Origin of the sequence: Pseudomonas sp. NPDC008258 (assembly GCF_042956345.1) — a bacterium.
GTDB lineage: Bacteria > Pseudomonadota > Gammaproteobacteria > Pseudomonadales > Pseudomonadaceae > Aquipseudomonas.
In genome coordinates this window covers 1-21,273 of the sequence record NZ_JBIBGE010000039.1, presented here as the reverse complement: position 1 = coordinate 21,273, position 21,273 = coordinate 1, and the positions used below count along the sequence as shown (strand labels likewise).

The window sequence follows — 21,273 nt, the reverse complement described above, 5'->3', positions numbered from 1 at the left end:
TTTCACCGGCTGTAGAGTAGTTCAGTAGTCAAGCCACTCCAGATCGCCTACAAGTTTCTTGCCGGCGAGGATGCGCCGGAGCACGAAGGTCATAACCTCGATATTGTTATCAAAAGAGCCATGGGTCGCCTGGATTTGCTGGCCATCACGGGTGTGCCGGACCCAGGGTGATGGCCAGACTCGCAAGCGATCCGGTTTGCTCGGCCAGTTCGCCAGCCATTGCTGCACATCGGCCAGGGAACCGGCATCCCATTGGTCCTGGTTGGTGGCAAACTTCATGTCCAGGGCGCGGTCCATGCCCAGCAAGGGTTGCTTGCGCACATCCTCTAGGGCGCGGGATACCAGGTACAGCAGAGATTTGCCATAGGCGGCGAAGCCCGGCGTGGGCAGACCATCGGCTTTCTCATCTTCATCGCGCAGCACATCCAGCCACAGTTGATCCAGCGGCAATACGCCGTTGGCGTGGGCCTTGAGGTAGTGATCCAGGGCAAAGCGCGACGAGCAGGCTGCTGCGAACAGCTCGCAGCTGCGCACCTTCACCACACTGCCACCCGCAGGGCCGAGGCGGTCAAGCAGGTGGCCTAGGAGAATGGAACCGGCGGAGTGCCCGATAAGGTGCAGTTCAAGTGTCGCCCCTTGTTGCTGCAGGGTGTTGGACAGGTCGCGCAGAGCCTCGGCCAGCAGGTCAATGCCATGCCCCGGCTTACTGCTATCACGGGCATTGTTGCGCATTTGCGACCAGATGCCGGTGCCCAGCACATTGCCCAATGCCTCGACCATGCGGTCCTTGGCATCCTTGAGATCCTCGAAGACTCCGGTGGCCAGGGCATCGCGGTCACCGAATAACGAATGGAACCAGTCAGCGGCCATATTCGCCAAGGTTTCGCCGGGGCCGGTTTTCCAGGTCAGGAACAGTGGGTAGATGCCGTTGGCCAGGAAGTAGGGCGCCAGCACGCGGTTGCGCTGGATCGACTCATCCTCAGCGTTCAGCCCTCCGTGGGCATAGATCGCCAAGCGTAGTGTCGTCTTCGGGTTCTGGGTAGCAAGCCAGGCGAGTGGCCGCTCGTGCACGGTTTCCTGGACCAGGCCGACTCGGTTCAGCGGATCGTGGGTAAAATCAGTGGGGACGATTTCGCCGTCGTTGCCGGTGACCAGGGTCAGCTCGTAGGCACGGGGAGTGGTCAAGGGATGATACAGAGGTTGTAGGAAGGGGTGATCGAAGGGCCAGGGATCATCCACCGGGTTGGCCGGCTGCCGTGCGCTACGGTCGAGGCTGGTCAGTGAACGGCCCGAGCCCAGGCGAAAGGCCGAGGCTATCTGCGTACGCATGGCCACAGCCCCGGCTTTCTGCTGCGCCGCCGGCAGCAGCTGTGGAACGCCCAAGGCACAGGCCCAGGCGTCGGTGCCGTACAGCACCCATTCCTCGTAAGGCAGAATGGCAAACCCCGCGTTGCCCCAGCGGGTGCCCCAGGAATTCTGCACGATAAAGCCCCGCTGGTTGTAGCCAACCAGTGCAAAAGCATGACCGCCCAGGGTGCCTGGGTCTTTCGCCGCGGGGATCATCGAAAGGCTGGCATGGTTCTTCGGTACGGCGGTTGCGCGGCTGCGCATCAGTGTGTCCCAACCGTCATGGACCTTTGCCGAAACATAGATGGCACCAATGTTGAGAATCGCCGCCTGCAGGTCGACCACCGAGGTGCGATCGATGCGGTAGTAGACACCCAGTGGCCGGGACGGAGCGTCGCTGTCCCATCCGGGTAGCGGCCGGACAAAGCCCTTCTGCGAAAAGGGCCAGAGCGTTTCGCTGCAGACACCGTGCTTGTGCCAGCCTTTGAGCGCACCCCGGCAGCTTGAGCCCTCGTAGTCATCCCCCGGCCACTCATCGTAGCGCCGGGCCAGTTCGTAGAGCATGCGTGGGCTGACCGCGGTGAAGACGTGCCCGTCACCGAGGGACAGATGCTGCAGCCACAACAGGTAATTGACCACGCAGGCCAGCCCGAAGCCGGTACACGCGCCATCACTGCCCTGATCGAGGACCAGGCCTGCGGCCACATAGCTTTTGAGGTATCGTGCCAGGTCCGTTTGCAATGGCCAGCAGGGTGACAGGGAACGTAGCGGAGGCGTGTAGGGCAGGTCGCGAAAATCAAGGCGGTCGGGGCGGGCGTCAAACACCCGGCCGGCGATGGGGGTGCGATGGACCGGCGGCTTCGGTGGCTGGGTGGCGATAGCATTGCTTTTGGTTGCTGCAGTTTTTCGTGGCGCTTTGGCGGATGCGCTGGGTGCCTTGGGCATGTCTGTTGCTCCATTGGAAATGCCTGACGTGGGGTCCATTGGTCATGGCATGTCCATCTGACTGCAAAGCCGGCCTCGGCTCACTACCACCCGGGTCCAGGATGAAGGCATCGCCACTGTCCAAACGGCACCACAGAGCCTAGATCAAGCGCGGATGGTTTGCAGATCCGTGCTGGGATCTTGAAGAGACTGGTGGCTTTGAGGCTCACCACGGCGAGTTGCAGGCCTACAGCGATGAGTGCAAAGCCAAGTGGGCCGCCGAGACACAAGCGCGTCTGGAGAAGCGAGGGGAGCAGCATGGCTGCCCCGGTAATGTGGAACTTGTCCAGTACATCGAAGCACTGGAGCACCGATTGGACCGGCTCGTTGAGCGCCTTGAGTGCGTCGAAACAGGCATGGGTTCTCGCTGATCCGCCAATCAAGGAAACCGCCGATGACCCTCGAACCGCTCGAGCGGCGCATTGAAATGGCGCGGCGTCACCAGTGTGCCGCGCTAGCCATGATCGGCTTTGCCGTCGCCCTGATGGTCACGCTGCAGTCATAGAGCTTCCCGCTGTAGTTGGTAGGTGCTGGCGGGTTGTTTGCCAGCGGGATGGTGGTGGGTTATCTGGCTGCCAGGATTGGCCAGCTCGCCGCTGCCCAGCCGCCTGTAAACAAGTCGCACACATCGCGAAACGACCATGCTGTATCACGCGCCGAGTAAGCAGTTCACCGTCCCGCAGGACAGCCTGCATGCGTTTTGCGATCAAGATGATTCGGCAAGCAGCAGGCCTGCCGCTTGAAAATGGCGAACGGCCTGCTCAAATGTCCGATGCCTGCCACGCCGAACAGGCGATTCTCGACGCCTCCCGGATGCCGGGTATTGAACTGGGCGCGACACAGGCAGGGTTGTTAGATTTGCGGAATACAAATTGAGAGGAAAAAGACGCATAACCGCACGAAAAGCCGCCAAGGTAAGCGTGCAAATCGTGCGCGGGCTTTACGGCGTCATGTACGTACGCGGTGCAGCCGGCGGATTCGTGGTTACCTCTGGGGTCTTTGCAAAGATGTTTGGAAATTTGCCTTGGGGACCAGCGTGCAGCTGGTCGACTGGAGCCGTCTCATTGAGTGGTTCAAGGCCCCCAACAGGAGAATGCTGCATCAGCCAGTGATGAGTTCAGTACCGGCTGCTGATTCGGTTAGGATCGTAGAAGCGCCAGAGGGGGACCTCGAGTTCAACGAGCGCGTTCTATCACTCAGTACTAATGATGGGCAGGAATGTCCGGGGTGTGTGGTGCAATGACCGCTCGGTATGCTCGGGCCATGAATAACGGGATCGCCCAGAACGTTTTCCTGGGCTGCCTCAACTTCCCAGCATCCAGTGGTACTCGGCCACTATAAAGCTAACCCTACTCATAGAGGTCGACGGGCTGACTAGAAGATTCTTATGAGGGTGTCATTTCAAACCGGTCAGCTTTATGCGACAAGAGTTGGCTCAGACCACATTCTTTCGAGATGAAGCAATTTGGCGCCAGATTTTCAGCCCATCGGTCAGGAGTGCTCGCCGGCACTTAGGTTATGGCAGCTTAACTTCCTTTAGGGGGGCTGGCATGCTTACGGTTGCATTGATTCCGGCTTCCTTGACGACCCTATCCACTGCCTTGCGCATACCAATAATGTCTTGGTGAGGTAGTGGTTTTGGATTTTCGTCACCGGGGTCATTCCCGAAGAAATTTTCCCAGTGGCCGAGCAGCACAAGCTTGGGTCTTGTCAGCTTCAGTATCTCATCCGGATAGTTTTTCACGTTATCCCATGACCCTACGCCGAGGATCTCCACGTCAATGGGATGATTCTCTGGCAACGGTGAGGGGAATCCGCAAGGCGGGTTGGCAGCACTGTCCTGGAAGTGGATGCGGTGTTCGACCTTTGCCTTGCTGTCATCTGGTTGAGTGTCATCCAGCAAATCAATCAACCAAGCCATCGACTGGCCTTGCTTCCATTTGAACACGCTTGTCGGCACCTCGTTCAGTTCCGTCGGGTAGGATCCGTCAGCGATGGTAATACCCAGAAAGTGGTTTGCGTGCATGCTTTGGATGGGCATTGCTCGGATATGGCCACCGGTTGAGCGAATCCAATGTCCAGGTGTTGACGCATCCTGTCTACCTTCGCAGCTCTGAACGGTTGCCATATACCCGGATGTCCAGGTTTCTCCGTTCACCACAATTTTCGTGTTAACTGTCCGGAGTCGATTGGGGTCCACGTGTGTCCAAGGGTCATCCACCGTTTTGTTTTCGAAGCGCATCGAACGCAAAATGTTTACAACTGTGTCTGAGCCGTAGAGCGTAGCTTTCGGGGAGTGCATTTTCATCACCCAGGGCACGTCTAACAGGTGGTCATAGTGGCCGTGTCCAACAAGAAGCATCGTGACGTCCTTAGCTTCAGGCATGTACTTGTCGATCCGACCCTTGTTGGCTACAACCCGCAACGGTGGAAGGCCCAGGAAACTTTCAGGGTTGCTGAAGGATGGCGCTAATAGCAGGCCCTCTCCACGCCAGTGCACCAGCCAACCGCCTACGCCCAGATACTGAATTTTTGGCTCGAGTAAATCGTGGCCACGGGAAATATCAAGGTTCTCAGTGTCCGAGCCGTGGGCGAAGATACTGAAAAGCATCAACCCAGCAAACCCAAGGAGCTTTTGCCTGTTCATCTGCGGGAAGGTTTTATTGGTGCAGGCACAACCCGTTTGGGTCAGGGGCTCGGTCATCGCCACACCTCCAACGAGATGGATGAGATGTTGTTCCAGTACATGCCGGGCATGTCGTTGGCGAAGACAGTGAGCCTTCCTTTCATGGTGGCAACCCATCCATCGCGCCAACGCGAGCCATCGCCAATGACAAACAATGAGTCGTTCGTCTCTTCGATGGCCCCGATCAGGGTGAACCAGGTGGCTCCGTCCTTCCGGCAACGCAGGTGGTCCTTGGCAAAATTCGTGTACCAGCGACTGTAGCCATTAGCATCACAACGGATGTAGGCATCCCACCACTTACCAGTTGCCCTGAAGAAATATCGCGTGCCCTGCTCCAGGATGACCTCGGTGTCCGCCCAATTGTCGCGTGATGAAACCTCGGTTTGCACGAGCAAGTGTGATGCACCGAAGGGCGGAGAAAGCGCTAGGTCGTTCACGGCTGTTCCTATTTGTTGAAGGGATTGAACCTGGTAAAGACATCAGCGGCTTCATCCAACCACCCAAAAATTTTGAGGTCGTTGGCCAAAGACGTGGGTGACCATTAAGTGTGTCTAGGCGCCCCGTCGTTACTTGTCAAACGCAATCTCACCCGATCCGGTTGGAGTATCAAGGAAGGTTGGAAGTCGCTGCACTTTTGCGGCTGCAAAAAACTGTCGCTGTTTCAAATGCCGCTAGACTCATGAGGTGGGCGGGAGGTGAAACCGGTCTGATAACCGATTCAGAACCGATGACGCAGAGTGACTACCGTCGACTAGGCGCATCACCCAAAGGATGCCCACCTTGAGCCCGGTTTTTCCGGCGAGCGGGTATTCCACATCATCTCTTTGAGGAGTCTCACAATGCTACACGCGCTGAACATGACGATGCCGTTGAAGCAGGATGCTCAGTCACAACAAAAGCTGGAGGCACTCAAGGCGAATTTCGCAAACGGGATACAGCAGGCGATTGCCGAAGCACTGGCCGGGTCAGAGATCGTCCACTTCGCTCGGGTCCTAGTCATCGGCAACAAATACATCCAGGTACTCACCGAATTTGACGGTGACAAACATGAATACGCGGTCTTCTTCTTCAGGCAGCTGCCTGCAGTGTTCAAGGCCATCTTTGAACTGGTGGAGGGTGCTCCGTCGTGGGATAAGTTGGAGGCGAGTGAAGACCTCTTTGTTGAAACCGCTGGGAAATTCAATCTACGGGCGCTCGGAACCAAGTATGACGACCCGGATGCCGGATGGCTGTTCTCGGCCTTTGGTACCAAGACAGTGAAGGACATCAAGGAAGCGCTGGCCAAGTAGAACGCAATATGTGTGCATGGGGATCGGCAGCCGGTCGGCTCCCTGTTTTCCACCACTCTTAGAGGTGTACCCAAATGTCGTTGGATCTGACGGACATTCAAGGTTTGATTCACCACGTCTATGGGTACCCCATAACGCGTCACCTCTTGTTCTCAATCAGCAATCCGCCGGCGGGCATGCGTCTGCTCAAGTTCCTCGCGCCGCTAACGACCCATGCGGCGGTCCCGCTCGATCCGAAGCCCGAGTCGTTGCTCAACGTCGGTATCACGTATAGCGGACTCCAAGCGCTCGAGGTGAACCCCCAGTTTCTTAAAGGATTCCCGCTGGAGTTTCGTAGCGAGCCGGACCCGCTCACCATGGGAGATTTCGGCTCAAGCGATCCCGTGAACTGGTGGAACGGAAAATTCACGACCCGACAGGTGCATCTGGTGGTCCATCTGTATGGCCAATCCCCCGAAGCCCTTGACGAAGTGACAGCCGCTGTTCGTGCAGCGGCCGACGGGAATCGTGAACTGCTCCCCACCAAGGCGGGTGAGGCAATCGAAGCGGGGAGGCTCGGAGACATACCAGGCGAACTTCACTTTGGTTACCGTGACGGTATTTCGCAGCCGACGGTTCGCTGGGACGACGCCCCCCTTCAGCCGACCGAAGTTAACTATCGTCATTTTATTCTTGGCTATTCCACGAATGAGATCCAGTCGGCACCCATGGCGTTTGCTTCTGATCCGGATTCACGTCGGGCGGCTGAACTGGGGCGCAATGGCACGTATTCGGTCTTTCGATGGCTCTACCAGGACGTGGCGCTGTTCAACCGCTTCCTTATTTCGGAAGGCCCCAATGCATTTCCGGATCTGTCGCCTACAGACGCCGAGGAATTGCTCGCCGCAAAGTTGATGGGGCGGTGGCGTGACGGAACACCGCTGGTAATGTCTCCCAACGCACCAAATCAAGACTTGAACACCAGGAATGATTTTGGCTATGCCAACGATACCAAAGGGCGCCAATGTCCATTCTCGGCACATATCCGTGTGTCGAATCCGCGCGATCAGGAACTCGATGTCATTTCACAGATGGGCGGCGTCCCACGTGTGATTCGGCGCGGCGCACCGTATGGGCCGAAGCTCACAGGGACCGTTGATGATCAGGTCGAACGAGGGTTGGTGGGCATGTTCCTCTGCGCTAGCATTCTGCGACAGTTCTACAAGCTGACCGGTTGGATGAAGGCAAACAATTTCAGTCCAGCATTTCCCAACCAGCACTCGCAAGACCCCTTGGCTAATCGCTTGACTCCGGATGCCTCCAGTGAGTTCCTGATCCCGACGGCGACCGGCAATCGAACAGTGACATTGCGGGATTTCGTGACCACCAAAGGTACCGCCTTTTTCCTGCTCCCCGGTGTGCGGACGCTCCAAAAACTCGCAGACGGTCAGTATCAATAGGGGCATTGCACCGGATGACCCTGCCTGATACTGATCATGGAAAATTGCACAGGTGTCGCAGCTATAGCCGGCAGAACTTAGGGCAGTCGCATTAACTGCCATCATCAGTCGCAGGTATTTCGAAGTTCTGAAGCCGCCAATTGAGGCGTTTGTCTGTCAGATGTCGCATTTATGTCAGAAACCGGCAGCGGGTGAAAGGTCGTCTAATTGCGCTGTTGCAGCGCAAGTGGAGATGGTTAACCGTACCTGGTAGTTCGAGGCTAAAATGCATGCTAAGCCTTGCCCGTGGGGCGACTCCTATGGGGCCTGGTGGGCTGTCGCGATGGCTGCTTACGACCCATTGCGGCCGGTCGAGGATGCCCCGAGTCGATCCTAAAATAAGACGATCGTTTTTTTCCTGATCGTACCTGTGTGGTGAGATTGAGCTGTGGTCACACAAGACGCTGATCGGCGCGGTTGATAATTTGAGTTGTCTGTCTGGAGTAAATGTCTCTAGACGTTCACTTGCGAGTTTTTGACCGGAGGGAAGTATTGAACTTAACTCTCAAAGTGTTATGGCTTTGGCGACTACTTCCTGATCCGAAGTGCAACGTTCTCATTCCCACTTCATCAAGAGTTTAGGTGTGCGAGATGCAGAAACGGGACTCTGCAAGGGAAAAGCCGGAGCGATCCGGATTCAGGCAACTCCATGTTCAACCACTATGGGCGTTGTTGAGTATTGCGCTTGTACTGATCTCGCTGACAATCGCTTCGTTACAGGCACCCCACCCAAGCCCGTACAAAAGCATCTCGCAGAGAAGCTGGTTTGAGCTGCTTCAATATCCGATTGAACGCAACGCGATCCAACGCCTGCAAACGGTGACGAGCGGGATTGGAAATGCCAAATTTTTGCCTGATGGCAAGCGTGGCTGGGTAGTGGGTGATAGAGGCACGATCCTGTCCACAAGCAATGGCGGTCGCAATTGGACCTCGCAGTCTAGTGGGGTGCTGGAGGATCTGATTGCAGTCGATTTCAACAGCGATGGCCTGCGTGGTTGGGTGACGGGCAAGACCGGCACTATCTTGACCACGAGCGATGGCGGCCACACTTGGGCCGCACAGCAAAGTGGGGTTCTGACTTATCTAAGGGCGGTACAGTTCAACGATGATGGCTTGCGCGGCTGGGTCGCGGGAGAAGGCGGTACTATCCTGGCCACAAGCGATGGCGGCCGCACTTGGGATCAGCAGCCCAGTAGGGTGCAGGAAACTGTGACGGGGGTGAAGTTCAACGCCGATGGTCTGCATGGCTGGGCTGTGAGTTACAATGGCATGTTTCTTAGCACGAGCAATGGCGGCCGCACTTGGGCTGCGAAGGCTATTGGGGTGAAGGGCACTCTGTGCGGAGTGCAGTTCATCGACGGCCAACGCGGCTGGGTGGTGGGTGAAGAAGGCACTATTTTGGCCACAAACGATGGCGGCCATTCTTGGGTCAGACAGCCCAGCGGGGTGAAGGAAGCTCTGTGCGCAGTGCAGTTCAGCGCCGATGGCCAGCACGGCTGGGCAGTGGGTAGTTACGGCAGGATCCTGTTCACGAGCAATGGCGGTCATAATTGGGTAGTGCAGCCTAGTGGGATACAAGCCCATCTGAGGTCAGTGCAGTTCAACTATGATGGCCAGCGCGGTTGGGCAGTAGGTGATAGAGGTACGATCCTTGCCACGAGCGATGGCGGTCGTACGTGGGGGTCGCAGACTCGTGTACTCCAGCCCACTCTAGCGGCAGTGCAGTTCAATGCAGATGGCCAGCGTGGCTGGGCTGTGAGTGATGGCATGATCCTGGCCACGGGCGATGGCGGCCGTAGCTGGGTCCAGCAGGCCCACTTGCCTCAGGCCAGCCTTAAGTCGCTGCAGTTCAACGCCGATGGCCAGCGCGGCTGGGCTGTGGGTGAAAACGGCACGATCTTGGCCACAAACGATGGCGGCCGTAACTGGTTCGCGCAGGTCAGTGGGCTGCCGGATCATCTGTGCGCGGTGCAGTTCAATGAGGATGGCCGTCGCGGCTGGGCTGTGAGTAGTTATGGCACGATCCTGGCCACAAATGATGGCGGCCGTCTCTGGACCGCACGACCCAGTGGGGAGAAGGGCAATATCTGCACGATACAGTTCAATGCAGACGGCCAGCGCGGCTGGATGGTGAATCTCTATGGCAACATCTTTGTTACGCGTGATGGCGGCCGAAGTTGGGCAGAGCAGCCCAGTGGGGTAAAGGGCTCTTTGTTGCAGGTGCGGTTCAGCGCAGATGGTGTACGTGGTTGGGCAGTTGGCACTGAAGGTGCAATCCTAGCCACAAGAGATGGCGGGCTCACCTGGATGTCGCAGTCCAGCGGTGTACAGACCACTCTGCGAGCGGTGCATTTCAACGCCGATGGCTTGCTCGGCTGGGTAGTGGGTGAACGTGGGACAATCCTGGCCACGAGCGATGGCGGTATCACTTGGGTTGCCCAGTCCAGTGGGATACCGGAAGAAACATTGAGGGACGTGCAGTTCAATGCAGATGGCCAGCGTGGCTGGGTGTTGGACTGGAATGGAAAGATACTGACTACGAACGATGGCGGTCATAACTGGGCTGTCGGGCCATGGTCGATGCCCTATTCTCGCTATCCAGCTCCCTGGTTCGGGTTGAGCCTGATCGCCGCTGCGTTTTGCTGGTGGCTCTCCTTGCGATCCGCTCCCAATGCGACGGAGCAAGGTGCTGAGACGATGGTCACGACTGACGCGCCTACCACCGATTTTGCGCAAGATCGCCTACGCTTTGGACCATTGGCCAAAGGTATCTCTCGGTTCTTGCGCAATGCTTCTACCGAGCCTTCGTTAACGTTGGCTATCTCAGGTGATTGGGGCACTGGTAAGAGTAGTTTGATGGCCCTTGTGTGTAATCACCTGCGCCGGCATCGAAGTCGTCCGGTCTGGTTTAATGCATGGCACCATCAAAAGGAAGATCAGCTACTGGCGGCTCTGCTCAATGCCATTCAAAACCAGGCCTTGCCATCATCGGCTACCCCCGCCGGTTGGATTTTCAGACTTCGTTTACTATTTCTTCGCTCGAAGAAGCATTTTTTGCTTGCCTTCCTAACCGTGGGTGCAGTGTCTGCGGTAATTGCGTTTCTTGTGACGCACGACTTAGAAGTATGGAGTAAGCTTTGGAACAGTGTTGCTAGAATCCTGCCTTGGCTCGATACGACAGCAACGGGAAATGCCGACAAGATATCCGCCGGGGATCTGGGAAAACTCACGGCGCAACTTGCCAGCGGTATTACAGTACTGGTTGCCTTGCGCAAGGCACTGACAGCCTTTGGTGCCGACCCGGCCGTGTTGTTGGCTGCGACCGCCGAGCAATTTCGAATGAAAGACGCGAGCGCCTTGACCAATTTTAGGGCGCGCTTTGCCGCACAATTTGATGAGGTAACACAGTGCTTGCCCTACCGTATGGTCATCGTTGTCGACGATTTAGACCGGTGCCGACCGGAGTCCGTGCTTGACGTAATGGAGGCGGTTAACTTTCTTGTCAGCTCAGGTAAGTGCTTTGTTATTTTCGGAATGGCCACAAATCGTGTTCAGGCGGCGTTAGCGATGTCTTTTGAGAAGATCGCAGCAGAAATGGTCGACCTTGCTACTAGACCAAGCGAAGCACCCGCTGCTGATGAGAAAGAACGTCTCGAGCGCGAGCGTAGACAAAGTTACGCACGTGAGTACATGGAAAAGTTGATCAATCTGGAAATCCGCGTACCAACTAGTGTTAACACAGAACCTGAAAGGTTATTGGAGTCTCCGGATGACAATGCAGGAAGATTGCATCAGGCCCTGCGTTCGTTCATTAGTATTTGGCCGCTCGTGTTATTAGCAGCAGCGATTTCAGCAGGATGGAATGTCGGTGCACGCTTGCAGTTTTCTGATCCACCGCCGGCGACTGAATGGCAGGCCAGCGAGGTTGCGCCCCCCTCGATAACTCCTGACGACCCTTCGCGTCCGATTAGTCCTCAGTCAGATTTGATTGCACCATCGGCGTCAACTATATCCGAATTGCAGGCTGGTGATGATCGAGGGATCGCATGGATTGTGTTTGCAGTCCCAGTTGGGATGATTGTGATATGGGCCGCAGGCTTTACATTGATCAGGCTGCGCACCAATTTTTACCAGGTAAAGGATTCGCGTGCGTTCTCGGAAGCGTTGCGTGTATGGATGCCGCTTGTGCAACAACATCGGAAGACGCCCCGAGCGCTGAAGCGCTTTGGCAATCGTATTCGTTACCTCGCGATGCTTCAACAGGCCGAACGCTTGGACGAATCGCGAATTGATGCGCTGTCCAGAGTAGTTTCCAGTTGGTGGTGTAAGGCGAAAGGCGAGGGCATTGCACCGACCGAACCTATTGAAATCGCTCCGCTTACCCTGAGCGGAAATGGTTTAGCGGAAGACTTGATCGTTGCACTTGGTGCACTTTATGAGGTCTGTGGATCCGGTTGGAGAAGGTGTGTAGAAGGGAGTTTACCGGTCGGTCTGGAGGAGGCTGTGGGTAAAGCCATTATGGACCACTTGCACTTGGGCGACGGAACGCACTGGCCACCCACCGACACCGAAATGGACAGATTCGAAAGGTCGTTGCAGGGGATTCGTGTGCCCTTGAACTGACTTCAACAGCTAGCTAAAGGCTTTGTCATTGGGTGGGGTGGGGTGGGGTGGAGGCGCTCCCCCCTTGAGCGGAAGCAGGAATGTAAGAGAGTGACGTTGAAGCCTAGGGGCGACTGTTTGCGGTTGGGGGAGCGAGTGGTAGCAGCTCGAATGCTGCTTGTCTCCAGTGACCGCGGTTGGCAGATTGCTGTCTTTCTCGAATGACTGCAATGGGTCGACAGCCGTCAATCAAGACCGGTAGCTTCCGATCCATTTAATCGCCATAAGCGTCTTTTCCAAGGCGCTGCTCGTAAAATAGCTCAGGCCTGCGCAGCGTTACTGGCTTTGCTTTGGAACATGGCGGTATCGGCCTTGAACATCAGTTCGTCAAGGTGTTCGCCATCTTCCGGGTACCAGGCCACACCCAGGCTGGCGCTGACCTTGATCTGCTTGCCTTTCCATGGCATTGGCAGCTCGATAGCCTTGCAGATTTCCTGGGTGATGCGTTCGATATCGTGTTTGTGATGTGCGCCATCAAGGAGCAAGACAAATTCATCTCCGCCCATGCGCGCGGCGATTTCAAACTCGCGAATATGGGATTTGATGGCCGCGGCTACATGCACCAGCACGGCATCGCCCGCCTGGTGGCCAAAACAATCATTGATCTGCTTGAAGTTGTTCAAGTCGATATAGCACAGGGCCAGATGCTCTCCACGACGCTTGGCGCCAAGCAGCTTCTGGCTGACGAAGGGAATGAAACTATTGCGGTTGGGCAACCCCGTCAGGCTGTCATGGAAGGCCAGCTTGCGGACTTCCTCTTCAGCGCGTTTGCGTAACTTGATCTCGTTGCGCAGATGGCGCTGAGTGTTCAACAGCACCAGTGTGAACATCAGCACCAGCACGCCGCCAATACTGATTAGCACAATCGTTTTGCGCAGCCGCTCGACAAGCTGTGGCGGGTTGGCGTCGTAGATGAAGTTTTCCAGGCCGTCGATGCTGTCGACCATGCCCAGATCGAGGAACGTTTCAGCCATACGTTGCCAGCGCCCCGGGTTCATATGCCCGATCTCGATCAAGTCGGATTGCACCAGTGGGCGCATGGCTTGGGCTTCGAACTCCAGGTGCGCACGGCTTTTCTCCACCGAGTATTCATCGAGCAGCAGATTGATGATTTCCTGAGGGTTGTCCATCGCGTAGCGCCAGCCGCGCAGCGTGGCGCGGCGCAAAGCCTCGACCCGTTGTGGATGCTCGTCAATTTCGGCTTGCGTGGTGAACAGGATGTCGCTGTAGAAGTCGATCCCGTAGGTGACGGGTGAGATAACGTTGTACGCTACACCGCGCTGTTGCAGGTAGAAGGGCTCGTTGGTCGAGTACGAATTGAAGGCCATCACTTTGCCGTTGGCCAGGTCCTCAACCTGAAAACTGCTGGGCAGCAGTTGCAGTTTTTCGAGGGGTATACCCTCGCTGCGGAACATCGCAAGGAAATCGGCATCGGTCTGTGCATCCATCAGCATCACCGGCTTGTCGATCAGGTCGTGCGCGGTGTGTACCCCTTCGTCGGTGCGAGCCAGCAGCACAGAGGGGGAATGCTGAAAAATCACCGCAAGTGCGACCAAGGGCTTGCCATGCAGGCGTGCGTAAAGCAGTTCGCTGTTGGCTTCGCCATATTGAGCGCGCCCGGAAAGCACTTCTTCAACGGGGGTGATGTTGGGGCCACCCTCGTGTAAGCGCACCTCCAACCCTTCTTCGCGGTAATAGCCCTGTGCGATGGCGGCGTAATAGCCCGCGAACTGAAACTGGTGTTTCCACCGCAGCTGTACATCAACCACCTGTAGCACGCCATCATGTTGCGTGACCGGGCTAGCCCATGCAGCCTGAGCCGAGAACAGCACCAAACCCAGCAGCCGACGCAGCCGACCCGAAAGATGTCTTGGCGGCTGACCTGGCGTGTTGGAGCAGCTACTGAGGCTGGGCATAGAGGAGGGTCCGTGAATCGCGCTTATCGTTTAGCGTGCAAGGCTTGGCGCGGCATTGTGGCATTACTGATGCGGTGCCAGCAATCACGCGCCATGGCGGTGGTCTGCAGCGTTGGTAATAGCCCGTGGCACCAGCCCCATCAGGCATTGCGGTAACTGCAAACTGCTCTTGCGCTGCGCTCGATGAAACGCGAACCCGTGCCTAGTTCGCGGGCAAGAGGATCACGAAGTTCTTTTTCATGTCTTCCAGCACGGTCCATTTGCCCTTGGCGCCCGGTTCGATAATGAACGTGTCGCCAGCGGCCAGGGTGACAGGGGCACAACCTTCAAGCTCGATGACGCAGCATCCACTCAGCACATGGCAGAACTCCCAGACTTTGTAGTCGATGCGCCACGCGCCGATGCTGGCTTCCCATTCTCCGGAAATGCGACCTTGCTGTTCATCGTGATAGAACTTGGATGTCAGCGTATGCGGGGTGCCTTCCAGGACTTCTTCAAAAAAGGGAAGGTCGCGCACCGGTTGGATGTCCAGTTCGCGGAACACGGTCAGCTTCTTGTTCATGGTTTTTTCTCGAGCAGAGTGTGGGTAGGGCGATACATCAAATAGGCTTCACCGGTTACGCCCAGCATCGGGTGCGGAACGATCTGGCAGGTTTTAACAACTTGAAAGCCGTGACGTTCGTAGAAGCGCCGCGCACCGTGGTTTTCTGCATAATCGATCAGGCATAGCCCATCCAGGCCAGCGTCCTCAGCGCGCTGCTGGGCGTGGCGAAGAAACTGGACGCCCAGCCCCTGGCTGCGCCAGGCCTCATCCAGGGCCAGGCTGGATATGTACAAGGTACCGGGTATTTCCATGTCGGAATAAGGCGCGAGGACCGGGTCTGTTTCGACAGGCCTGTGAGGGGTTTCGTCCAAGGCATAGCTATGCATCATGCCGATGACGCGCCCTTCGAAAGTAGCCATCAGGCAGTTCTTGTAGGAAAAGTCGCCCTGTTCCCTGGCATAGCGAGACGCACCGACACTCAGCAATGCTTCGCCAGGTGCGGCAAGCTTGCTCCAGATGTAGTCGGCCATGCCCTCCGATGTCAGTTGGAAGAAGCGCGCAATATCGTGCGCGTCCGAGGCTTGAGCGGGTCTGAAGTCGATAGACATGTAAGGAGCTTCCGTGGGATCGGGTGGCGGGTTGTTCAGGGATTACGCCTTTGACAGGGCAGGGTAGGCGGGTTGAACGGTTCCCATCATGCTCAGGGCGAACACCGTCAGCACGAAGTGCGACGCTGGCCCCGGAGGCGGATCTCCATGTGGCGGAAGCCAGAGAGCTCACAGCGATCTTTGGCCAGTTGCGCGATCACGTTTTAGCGCAACGAAAAAACCCGATCCTTTTAAGTCAAAAGGATCAGGTTAACGATGACTTACAGGCCGAGCTCGGTCAGGCCTGGGTGGTCATCCGGACGGCGGCCCAGTGGCCAGTGGAACTTACGCTCGCTTTCCTTGATGGGCATGTCGTTTATGCAAGCGAAGCGACGGTGCATCAGACCATCAGCTTCGAATTCCCAGTTCTCGTTACCATAGGAGCGGAACCAGTTACCGGAATCATCATGCCACTCGTACGCGTAACGGACGGCAATGCGGTTCTCGGTAAAGGCCCAGAGCTCTTTGATCAGGCGATAATCCAGCTCTTTTTTCCACTTGCGGGTGAGGAAGCCTTTAGCCTCCTCGCGATTGGTAGCAAACTCAGTGCGGTTACGCCATTTGGTATCCAGCGTGTAGGCGAGCGAAACTTTTTCCGCGTCGCGGCTATTCCAGCCATCTTCAGCCAGCCGGACCTTTTCAATCGCCGTTTCGAGAGTGAAAGGAGGAAGTGGCGGGCGGGCTTGGGTATTGGACATGGTGGTGCCTCCAGTCTAGTTGGATAGATAAGTGTGAATAACACCTCTGAAGCTAAAACTTTAGGGTGCGAGAGATTTCAGCAACAGCTGCGCAACTTCCTTTGCATTATCCGCAGCGTGATAATCACCCATAACACGAGCCGTGGTGATTGCGCCTTCTATCAAAATAAACAGCTGACTGGCTAAGACCAAAGGTTGCTCGGTGTTCAGTTGTTCAGTCAGTTCAAGCGTATAATCCAGGAGCTTTTGCTTGTGCAACTTTGCGATCTGGCGGATGGGGTCATCGGGATCCCCTACCTCGCCTGCGGTGTTAATGAACGCACAGCCGCGGAAACCATCAGTCTCGAACCAGCCCTTCAAAACAGTAAACATGTTCAGTATGCGATCGTACGGCGTAGCTGCTTTGTCGCATTCAGTCCTGAACCATTGCATCCAGCGTACGTCGCGGGCACTCAAGGCTGCAGCTGCGACATCATCTTTGGTAGCGAAGTGGTTGTAGATAGCCTTCCTTGACACGCCAGAGGTCTTCACCAGTAGGTCCATGCCCGTGGCATGAATCCCGTTTTCGTAGATGAGTTTCTCGGCGGTGGCCAGGATCTGGGCGGTGTGATCTATCGTTGGTCTGCTCATGGGTTCAATGTAGAACGATCGTTCTCTCCGGTCAAGCACCATAAAGTGATTTCTTCGAATGCCCGCCATGGGTCGATTAGGAAATCGTTTGTGTTTCCAAAACTTCATTGGCCGTTTACAATCGCGATCAATTCTTATCTGCATTAGTGGTCGCGAGGAGTCAAGGATGTCGAACGGGCCGCAACCGCCTGCCTCGATCGGCGACGGCATTCACAGCCTTTACCGTGATCACAGTCAGTGGCTGACGGGATGGATACGCAGACGTCTGGGTGACAACGAGCGTGCAGCAGACCTTACTCACGACACCTTCGTACGGTTGATAAGTGGTGCGCTGACCCGCATTCCTCAAGAGCCCCGGAGTTATCTTGCGACCGTGGCCAAGCGGTTGATGATCGATCAACTTCGTCGCCGCCAGTTGGAGCAAGCGTACCTTGAGTACCTGGCCAACGAGCCGGCATCACAGGCGTGTTCGCCCGAGCACCGTCTGATCGTGCTGGAAACACTGATGCAACTGGACGCAATGCTCGATGGCCTGGGCAGCAAGGTACGGCAAGCATTTTTCTTCGTTCAGTTGGACGGGCTCAGCTACAGGGAGGTCGCTGAACGCTTGAATGTTTCGGTCAGCTCCGTCACCAAGTACATTGCCAAGGCAACTGAACGCTGCCTGTTTTTCGAGCTGGACTCAGAAGCATGAGCTTGTCCGATCGGCACTTGGCCTTGCGCGCCGCAGCACAATGGCATGCCAGATTAGGTGAATTGCCAGACTGCCTGGTCACACGTCGTCAGCAGGAAGACTGGCTTCGGCTTGACCCTATGCACCAGTGGGCGTGGTCACGGGTAGAGCGTTTACAGTGCCGCTTGCAAGGCGTCCCCGCAGCGCTGGCTCGGCAAACGCTTAGCCAGGACGCGAGTACCATGGGGCGGCGTGCGCTGCTGAAGGGGCTGATGCTTGGCTTGGGGACGGCAACCGTCCTTGGCGGTGGTTACATGCAGGCGCCGGAATGGTTTGCAGACCTGCGCACCCGCGTGGGTGAGCGTCGTAGTCTCACCCTTGCCGACGGTACTCGACTTCATCTCAATACGGCCTCTGCCGCAGACATTCGCTACGACGCCGAAAATCGGCTTATTGTGTTGCACGCAGGTGAAATCCTCGTGGAAACCGCAGCCGATTCCCGCCCCTTGCATGTGCGCAGTTCGCACGGTGACATGCGAGCCTTGGGTACCCGCTTCAATGTCCGGCTATTGAGCGACCGCACTCGGCTGACAGTACTGGAGCATGCGGTGGCTGTGCGTAACGACAGCCGCAACCAGGCAACCATCGTCCAGGCTGGCATGCGCCTGGACTTTGACAACACGCAACTGCTTGCACCACAGCCCGCTGACCTGAGTGTAAGCGAATGGAACCATGGGCTTCTGGTAGTGAACGGCTGGCGACTTGACCGAACCTTGCGTGAACTGGAGCGCTATCGGACAGGTTTCATACGATGCAGCGATGCAGTGGCCGGCGTGCGCGTTTCCGGTGTATTCCCTTTGGACGATATGGAGCGCACGTTGCTTGTAATCGGCCAGGCGCTGAAGCTGAAAATGGAAACACGCACCCGCTACTGGGTTCGCTTCTCGTAAAACCTGAAAAAAAGTTTCGATGCCATTGTCGATTTTTAAAGCTCGTTCGTGCTTTCCCTTCAAACAGCCTGCCAATGGCAATTGAAGGAGCAGACATGCCACGCCTCACCCCACCCGCCAGTACCTCACCACGCACATTGCCCAGGCTTTTACTGGGTGCAGCGGTCGTAATCCAGGTCGGTTTTATCCAGCCGCTCACCAACAAGGCCAGCCAGGCCTGTGCAGAACAAGCGCTTCAGGCTTACCGGATTGCGCCTGGCCCGCTCGGCGCGGCATTGAACCAGTTTGCACGCGATGCAGGGGTCGTCCTTTCGTTCGAAACCGCATTGACCGATGGTCGTCACACCCCCGGCCTGCAAGGCCGCTACAGCGTGGACCAGGGGTTCGCCGTGCTGCTTCAAGGTACCGGGCTGGAGGCGCTCAGAACCGGAGGCAACTATCTGCTGACGGAAAAAACCGCAGGCAGTACTGCGTTGCAACTGGGCGCCACCAACGTCAATGCCAGCGGCCTGGGTGATACTACGCAAGGCACTGGCTCCTACACCACAGGGGTTGCCCGGACCGCAACCAAGCTGCCGCTGTCGATCCGCGAAACACCCCAGGCGGTCAGTGTGATGACCAACCAACGTATGCGTGATCAGGACCTGGTCAGCCTGGAGGACGTGCTGGCCCAGGCGCCTGGCGTGCTCTACAAGAAAAAGAGCAATGCTTCGGACGATGAAGTGGGTATCTTCTCGCGTGGCATGAAGGTCGAAACGTTCCAGGTGGATGGCATTCCCACGGTATTCGAGCCCTCCATGAGCAGCCAGTCGAACGACATGGCGGTCTATGACCGGGTCGAGATCGTGCGCGGCTCCACCGGCCTGCTCAGCGGTACCGGGCAACCTTCGGCCACCATCAACATGGTGCGCAAGCGGCCAACACGCGAGTTCGCCGCCTCGGTCCAGGGCAGTGTCGGCTCTTGGGACAATTACCGCACCGAGGTCGACGTTTCAGGCCCGCTGGTGGAAAACGGTACCGTGCGTGGGCGCCTGGTCGGTGCCTACCAGACCGCCAACTCCTTCACCGACCGCCTCAGCACCGAGCGGCAGGTGGCCTACGGCATCATCGAGGCGGACCTGAGCGAGCGCGATACCGTGAGCTTCGGTATCGACTACCAGGTGCGCAATTGTGACGCTTGCGGGTACTTCGGCTTCCCGGCGTTCTACAGCAATGGCCAACGCACCGACTTCAAGCGCTCGTTCAACTCCGCCGCGGACTGGAGCCATGCCGACCGCCAGCGCACCTCGATCTTTGGCACCTACGAGCACCGCTTCGACAATAACTGGCTAGCCAAGGTCGCGGTCACCAATGTGCGTGACGACAATGATATCGAATACGGCTGGTTCAGCAGCTTCGGCTACCCCAACCAACAGACCGGCGCCGGTACCGGGCTGTTCATGGCAAAGTGGCCGAGCAAGCCCGAGCAGAACTCGCTGGACGCCTATATCACCGGCCCCTTCAACCTGTTGGGGCGCGAGCACGAATTGGTGGTTGGGGTCAGTGCCATGCGCTACCGCAGCAACACAGGCGCCTATCCGCTCTGGGTCGACCGCAGTGGCAGTGGATGGGACCCAACGATCCCCAATGTCTTCGAGTGGCGCGGCGATATCGACAAGCCGCCATTCGGCCGCCTGGGGGATGTCAAGTACAGCCAGCGTCAATACGCGGCCTACAGCACCTTACGGCTCAAGCCCACCGATGCGTTGTCGGTCATTCTTGGCACGCGGCTGAGCTACTTTAAACTGGACCAGTCGGTGACCTACTACGGCGACCCTACCGACTACGCGCCGGGTGATGGCAAGAAGCGCGAGAACGGCGAGCTGACACCCTACGCCGGCATTGTCTATGACCTGGATGACCACCATTCGGTCTATGCCAGTTACACCAGCATCTTCAAGCCGCAATCGAGCAAAACTGTGCAGGGCACTTTCATGGACCCGACCGAAGGTGACAGCTACGAGGTGGGCGCCAAGGGCGAATACTATGATGGTAAGCTGAACCTGACTGCGGCCTTGTTCGAATCGAAAGTCAGCAACTACCCGGTCGATTCAGGCCTGACCGATCCGGTGTCGTTTGCGACCCTGGTACAGCCTGCGGATGTGAAAATCAAAGGGCTTGAGCTGGAAGTGGCGGGGGAATTGATGCCAGGCTGGCAGATGCAGGCGTCTTACAGCCACGTCAATACCTATTACCCGGACGGCGTCGACGTAAACGTCGGCTTTCCGAAGAACGCTTTCAAGCTGTTCACTACCTATGACCTGACCGGTGACCTTAATCGCTTGACCCTGGGCGGCGGCATTCGCTGGGAAAGCGCAACCAGTTACGGCAACGCCGAAGTGATTCCAGGTACAACCCTGGAGGCAAGCCAAGGCAGCTATGCCTTGGTTGACTTATTGGCACGCTACCGCTTCGACGACCATTTCACCGGTACAGTCAATGTCAACAATCTTTTCGACAGGAAGTATTACGCCAGTACCAGTGTTTACAGCGACCTTTACGGGGAGCCACGTAGCGTGACCGCCACATTGCGTTGGGAGTATTGAAAGGCGAACTGAAGCAGCTTTCCAGAAAGCATTTCACTCGGGTTGCAGCTGACAGGACCCATTCAAGGTTCGATCGTCTGTGCTGGCCTCATCGCCGGCAAGCCAGCTTGTATGGTTAGACTTGAAGGGAGGAGGAGGGACAAAGCCAGCTTCTGACTGTTAGCGCAGTACAGACCGTGGGAGA

15 protein-coding genes are annotated in these 21,273 nt (G+C 56.9%); 7 read left to right on the top strand and 8 right to left on the bottom strand.

From position 1 onward, the window contains the following. Positions 1-21: 21 nt before the first annotated feature. Entirely contained in the window at positions 22-2,292 is a 2,271-nt protein-coding gene (locus ACFY9W_RS24915; RefSeq protein WP_391136140.1) for a C1 family peptidase, read from the bottom strand. A 732-nt stretch (positions 2,293-3,024) separates the two neighbouring features. On the opposite strand from ACFY9W_RS24915, the gene ACFY9W_RS24910 reads away from it, so the two are divergent. Next, the gene (locus ACFY9W_RS24910) at positions 3,025-3,207 is read left to right on the top strand and encodes a hypothetical protein (RefSeq protein WP_391136137.1); all 183 of its coding nucleotides are present in this window, start codon (positions 3,025-3,027) and stop codon (positions 3,205-3,207) included. 640 nt (positions 3,208-3,847) lie between these two features. On the opposite strand, the gene ACFY9W_RS24905 is transcribed toward ACFY9W_RS24910, so the two are convergent. Together ACFY9W_RS24905 and ACFY9W_RS24900 are read right to left on the bottom strand one after the other, a co-directional pair. Beyond that, positions 3,848-5,035: an MBL fold metallo-hydrolase gene (locus tag ACFY9W_RS24905; protein ID WP_391136134.1), complete on the bottom strand. Its 1,188-nt coding sequence runs from the start codon at positions 5,033-5,035 to the stop codon at positions 3,848-3,850. Then, positions 5,032-5,454 (bottom strand): hypothetical protein, encoded by a 423-nt coding sequence (locus ACFY9W_RS24900; RefSeq protein ID WP_391136131.1) that lies wholly within the window; start codon positions 5,452-5,454, stop codon positions 5,032-5,034. The genes ACFY9W_RS24905 and ACFY9W_RS24900 overlap by 4 nt, the downstream gene beginning before the upstream one ends. 402 nt (positions 5,455-5,856) lie before the next feature. Here ACFY9W_RS24900 and ACFY9W_RS24895 point away from each other — a divergent pair, with 402 nt between their 5' ends. From ACFY9W_RS24895 to ACFY9W_RS24885, 3 genes are all read left to right on the top strand, one after another. After that, positions 5,857-6,306, top strand: coding sequence for a hypothetical protein (locus tag ACFY9W_RS24895; RefSeq protein ID WP_391136128.1), 450 nt, complete (start codon positions 5,857-5,859; stop codon positions 6,304-6,306). 74 nt (positions 6,307-6,380) lie between these two features. Then, a complete protein-coding gene (locus ACFY9W_RS24890; protein ID WP_391136125.1) occupies positions 6,381-7,745 on the top strand; it encodes a Dyp-type peroxidase in 1,365 nt (454 codons plus the stop codon). 630 nt (positions 7,746-8,375) lie between these two features. Further along, positions 8,376-12,407 (top strand): YCF48-related protein, encoded by a 4,032-nt coding sequence (locus ACFY9W_RS24885; protein WP_391136122.1) that lies wholly within the window; start codon positions 8,376-8,378, stop codon positions 12,405-12,407. Positions 12,408-12,706: 299 nt separating this feature from the next. Here the strand turns inward: ACFY9W_RS24885 and ACFY9W_RS24880 are convergent, their stop codons facing one another. The 5 genes from ACFY9W_RS24880 to ACFY9W_RS24860 form a co-directional block, all read right to left on the bottom strand. After that, positions 12,707-14,362 carry an ABC transporter substrate-binding protein gene (locus tag ACFY9W_RS24880; protein WP_391136119.1) on the bottom strand — a complete coding sequence of 552 codons (1,656 nt, stop codon included), beginning with the start codon at positions 14,360-14,362 and terminating at the stop codon, positions 12,707-12,709. A 202-nt stretch (positions 14,363-14,564) separates the two neighbouring features. Next, positions 14,565-14,924, bottom strand: coding sequence for a cupin domain-containing protein (locus ACFY9W_RS24875; RefSeq protein WP_391136116.1), 360 nt, complete (start codon positions 14,922-14,924; stop codon positions 14,565-14,567). Beyond that, positions 14,921-15,514 (bottom strand): GNAT family N-acetyltransferase, encoded by a 594-nt coding sequence (locus ACFY9W_RS24870; protein WP_391136113.1) that lies wholly within the window; start codon positions 15,512-15,514, stop codon positions 14,921-14,923. Before ACFY9W_RS24870 ends, ACFY9W_RS24875 begins: the two co-directional genes overlap by 4 nt. A gap of 260 nt (positions 15,515-15,774) precedes the next feature. After that, entirely contained in the window at positions 15,775-16,251 is a 477-nt protein-coding gene (locus ACFY9W_RS24865) for a DUF1348 family protein (protein ID WP_391136111.1), read from the bottom strand. A 60-nt stretch (positions 16,252-16,311) separates the two neighbouring features. Further along, a complete protein-coding gene (locus ACFY9W_RS24860) occupies positions 16,312-16,881 on the bottom strand; it encodes a TetR family transcriptional regulator (RefSeq protein ID WP_391136238.1) in 570 nt (189 codons plus the stop codon). A gap of 166 nt (positions 16,882-17,047) precedes the next feature. Here ACFY9W_RS24860 and ACFY9W_RS24855 point away from each other — a divergent pair, with 166 nt between their 5' ends. From ACFY9W_RS24855 to ACFY9W_RS24845, 3 genes are all read left to right on the top strand, one after another. Further along, complete coding sequence (locus ACFY9W_RS24855) at positions 17,048-17,575, top strand: sigma-70 family RNA polymerase sigma factor (protein ID WP_391136108.1); 528 nt, start codon at positions 17,048-17,050, stop codon at positions 17,573-17,575. Next, positions 17,572-18,504, top strand: coding sequence for a FecR domain-containing protein (locus tag ACFY9W_RS24850; protein ID WP_391136105.1), 933 nt, complete (start codon positions 17,572-17,574; stop codon positions 18,502-18,504). The genes ACFY9W_RS24855 and ACFY9W_RS24850 overlap by 4 nt, the downstream gene beginning before the upstream one ends. Positions 18,505-18,599: 95 nt before the next feature. Then, positions 18,600-21,089 (top strand): TonB-dependent siderophore receptor, encoded by a 2,490-nt coding sequence (locus ACFY9W_RS24845; RefSeq protein ID WP_391136102.1) that lies wholly within the window; start codon positions 18,600-18,602, stop codon positions 21,087-21,089. The last annotated feature ends 184 nt before the right edge of the window (positions 21,090-21,273 follow it).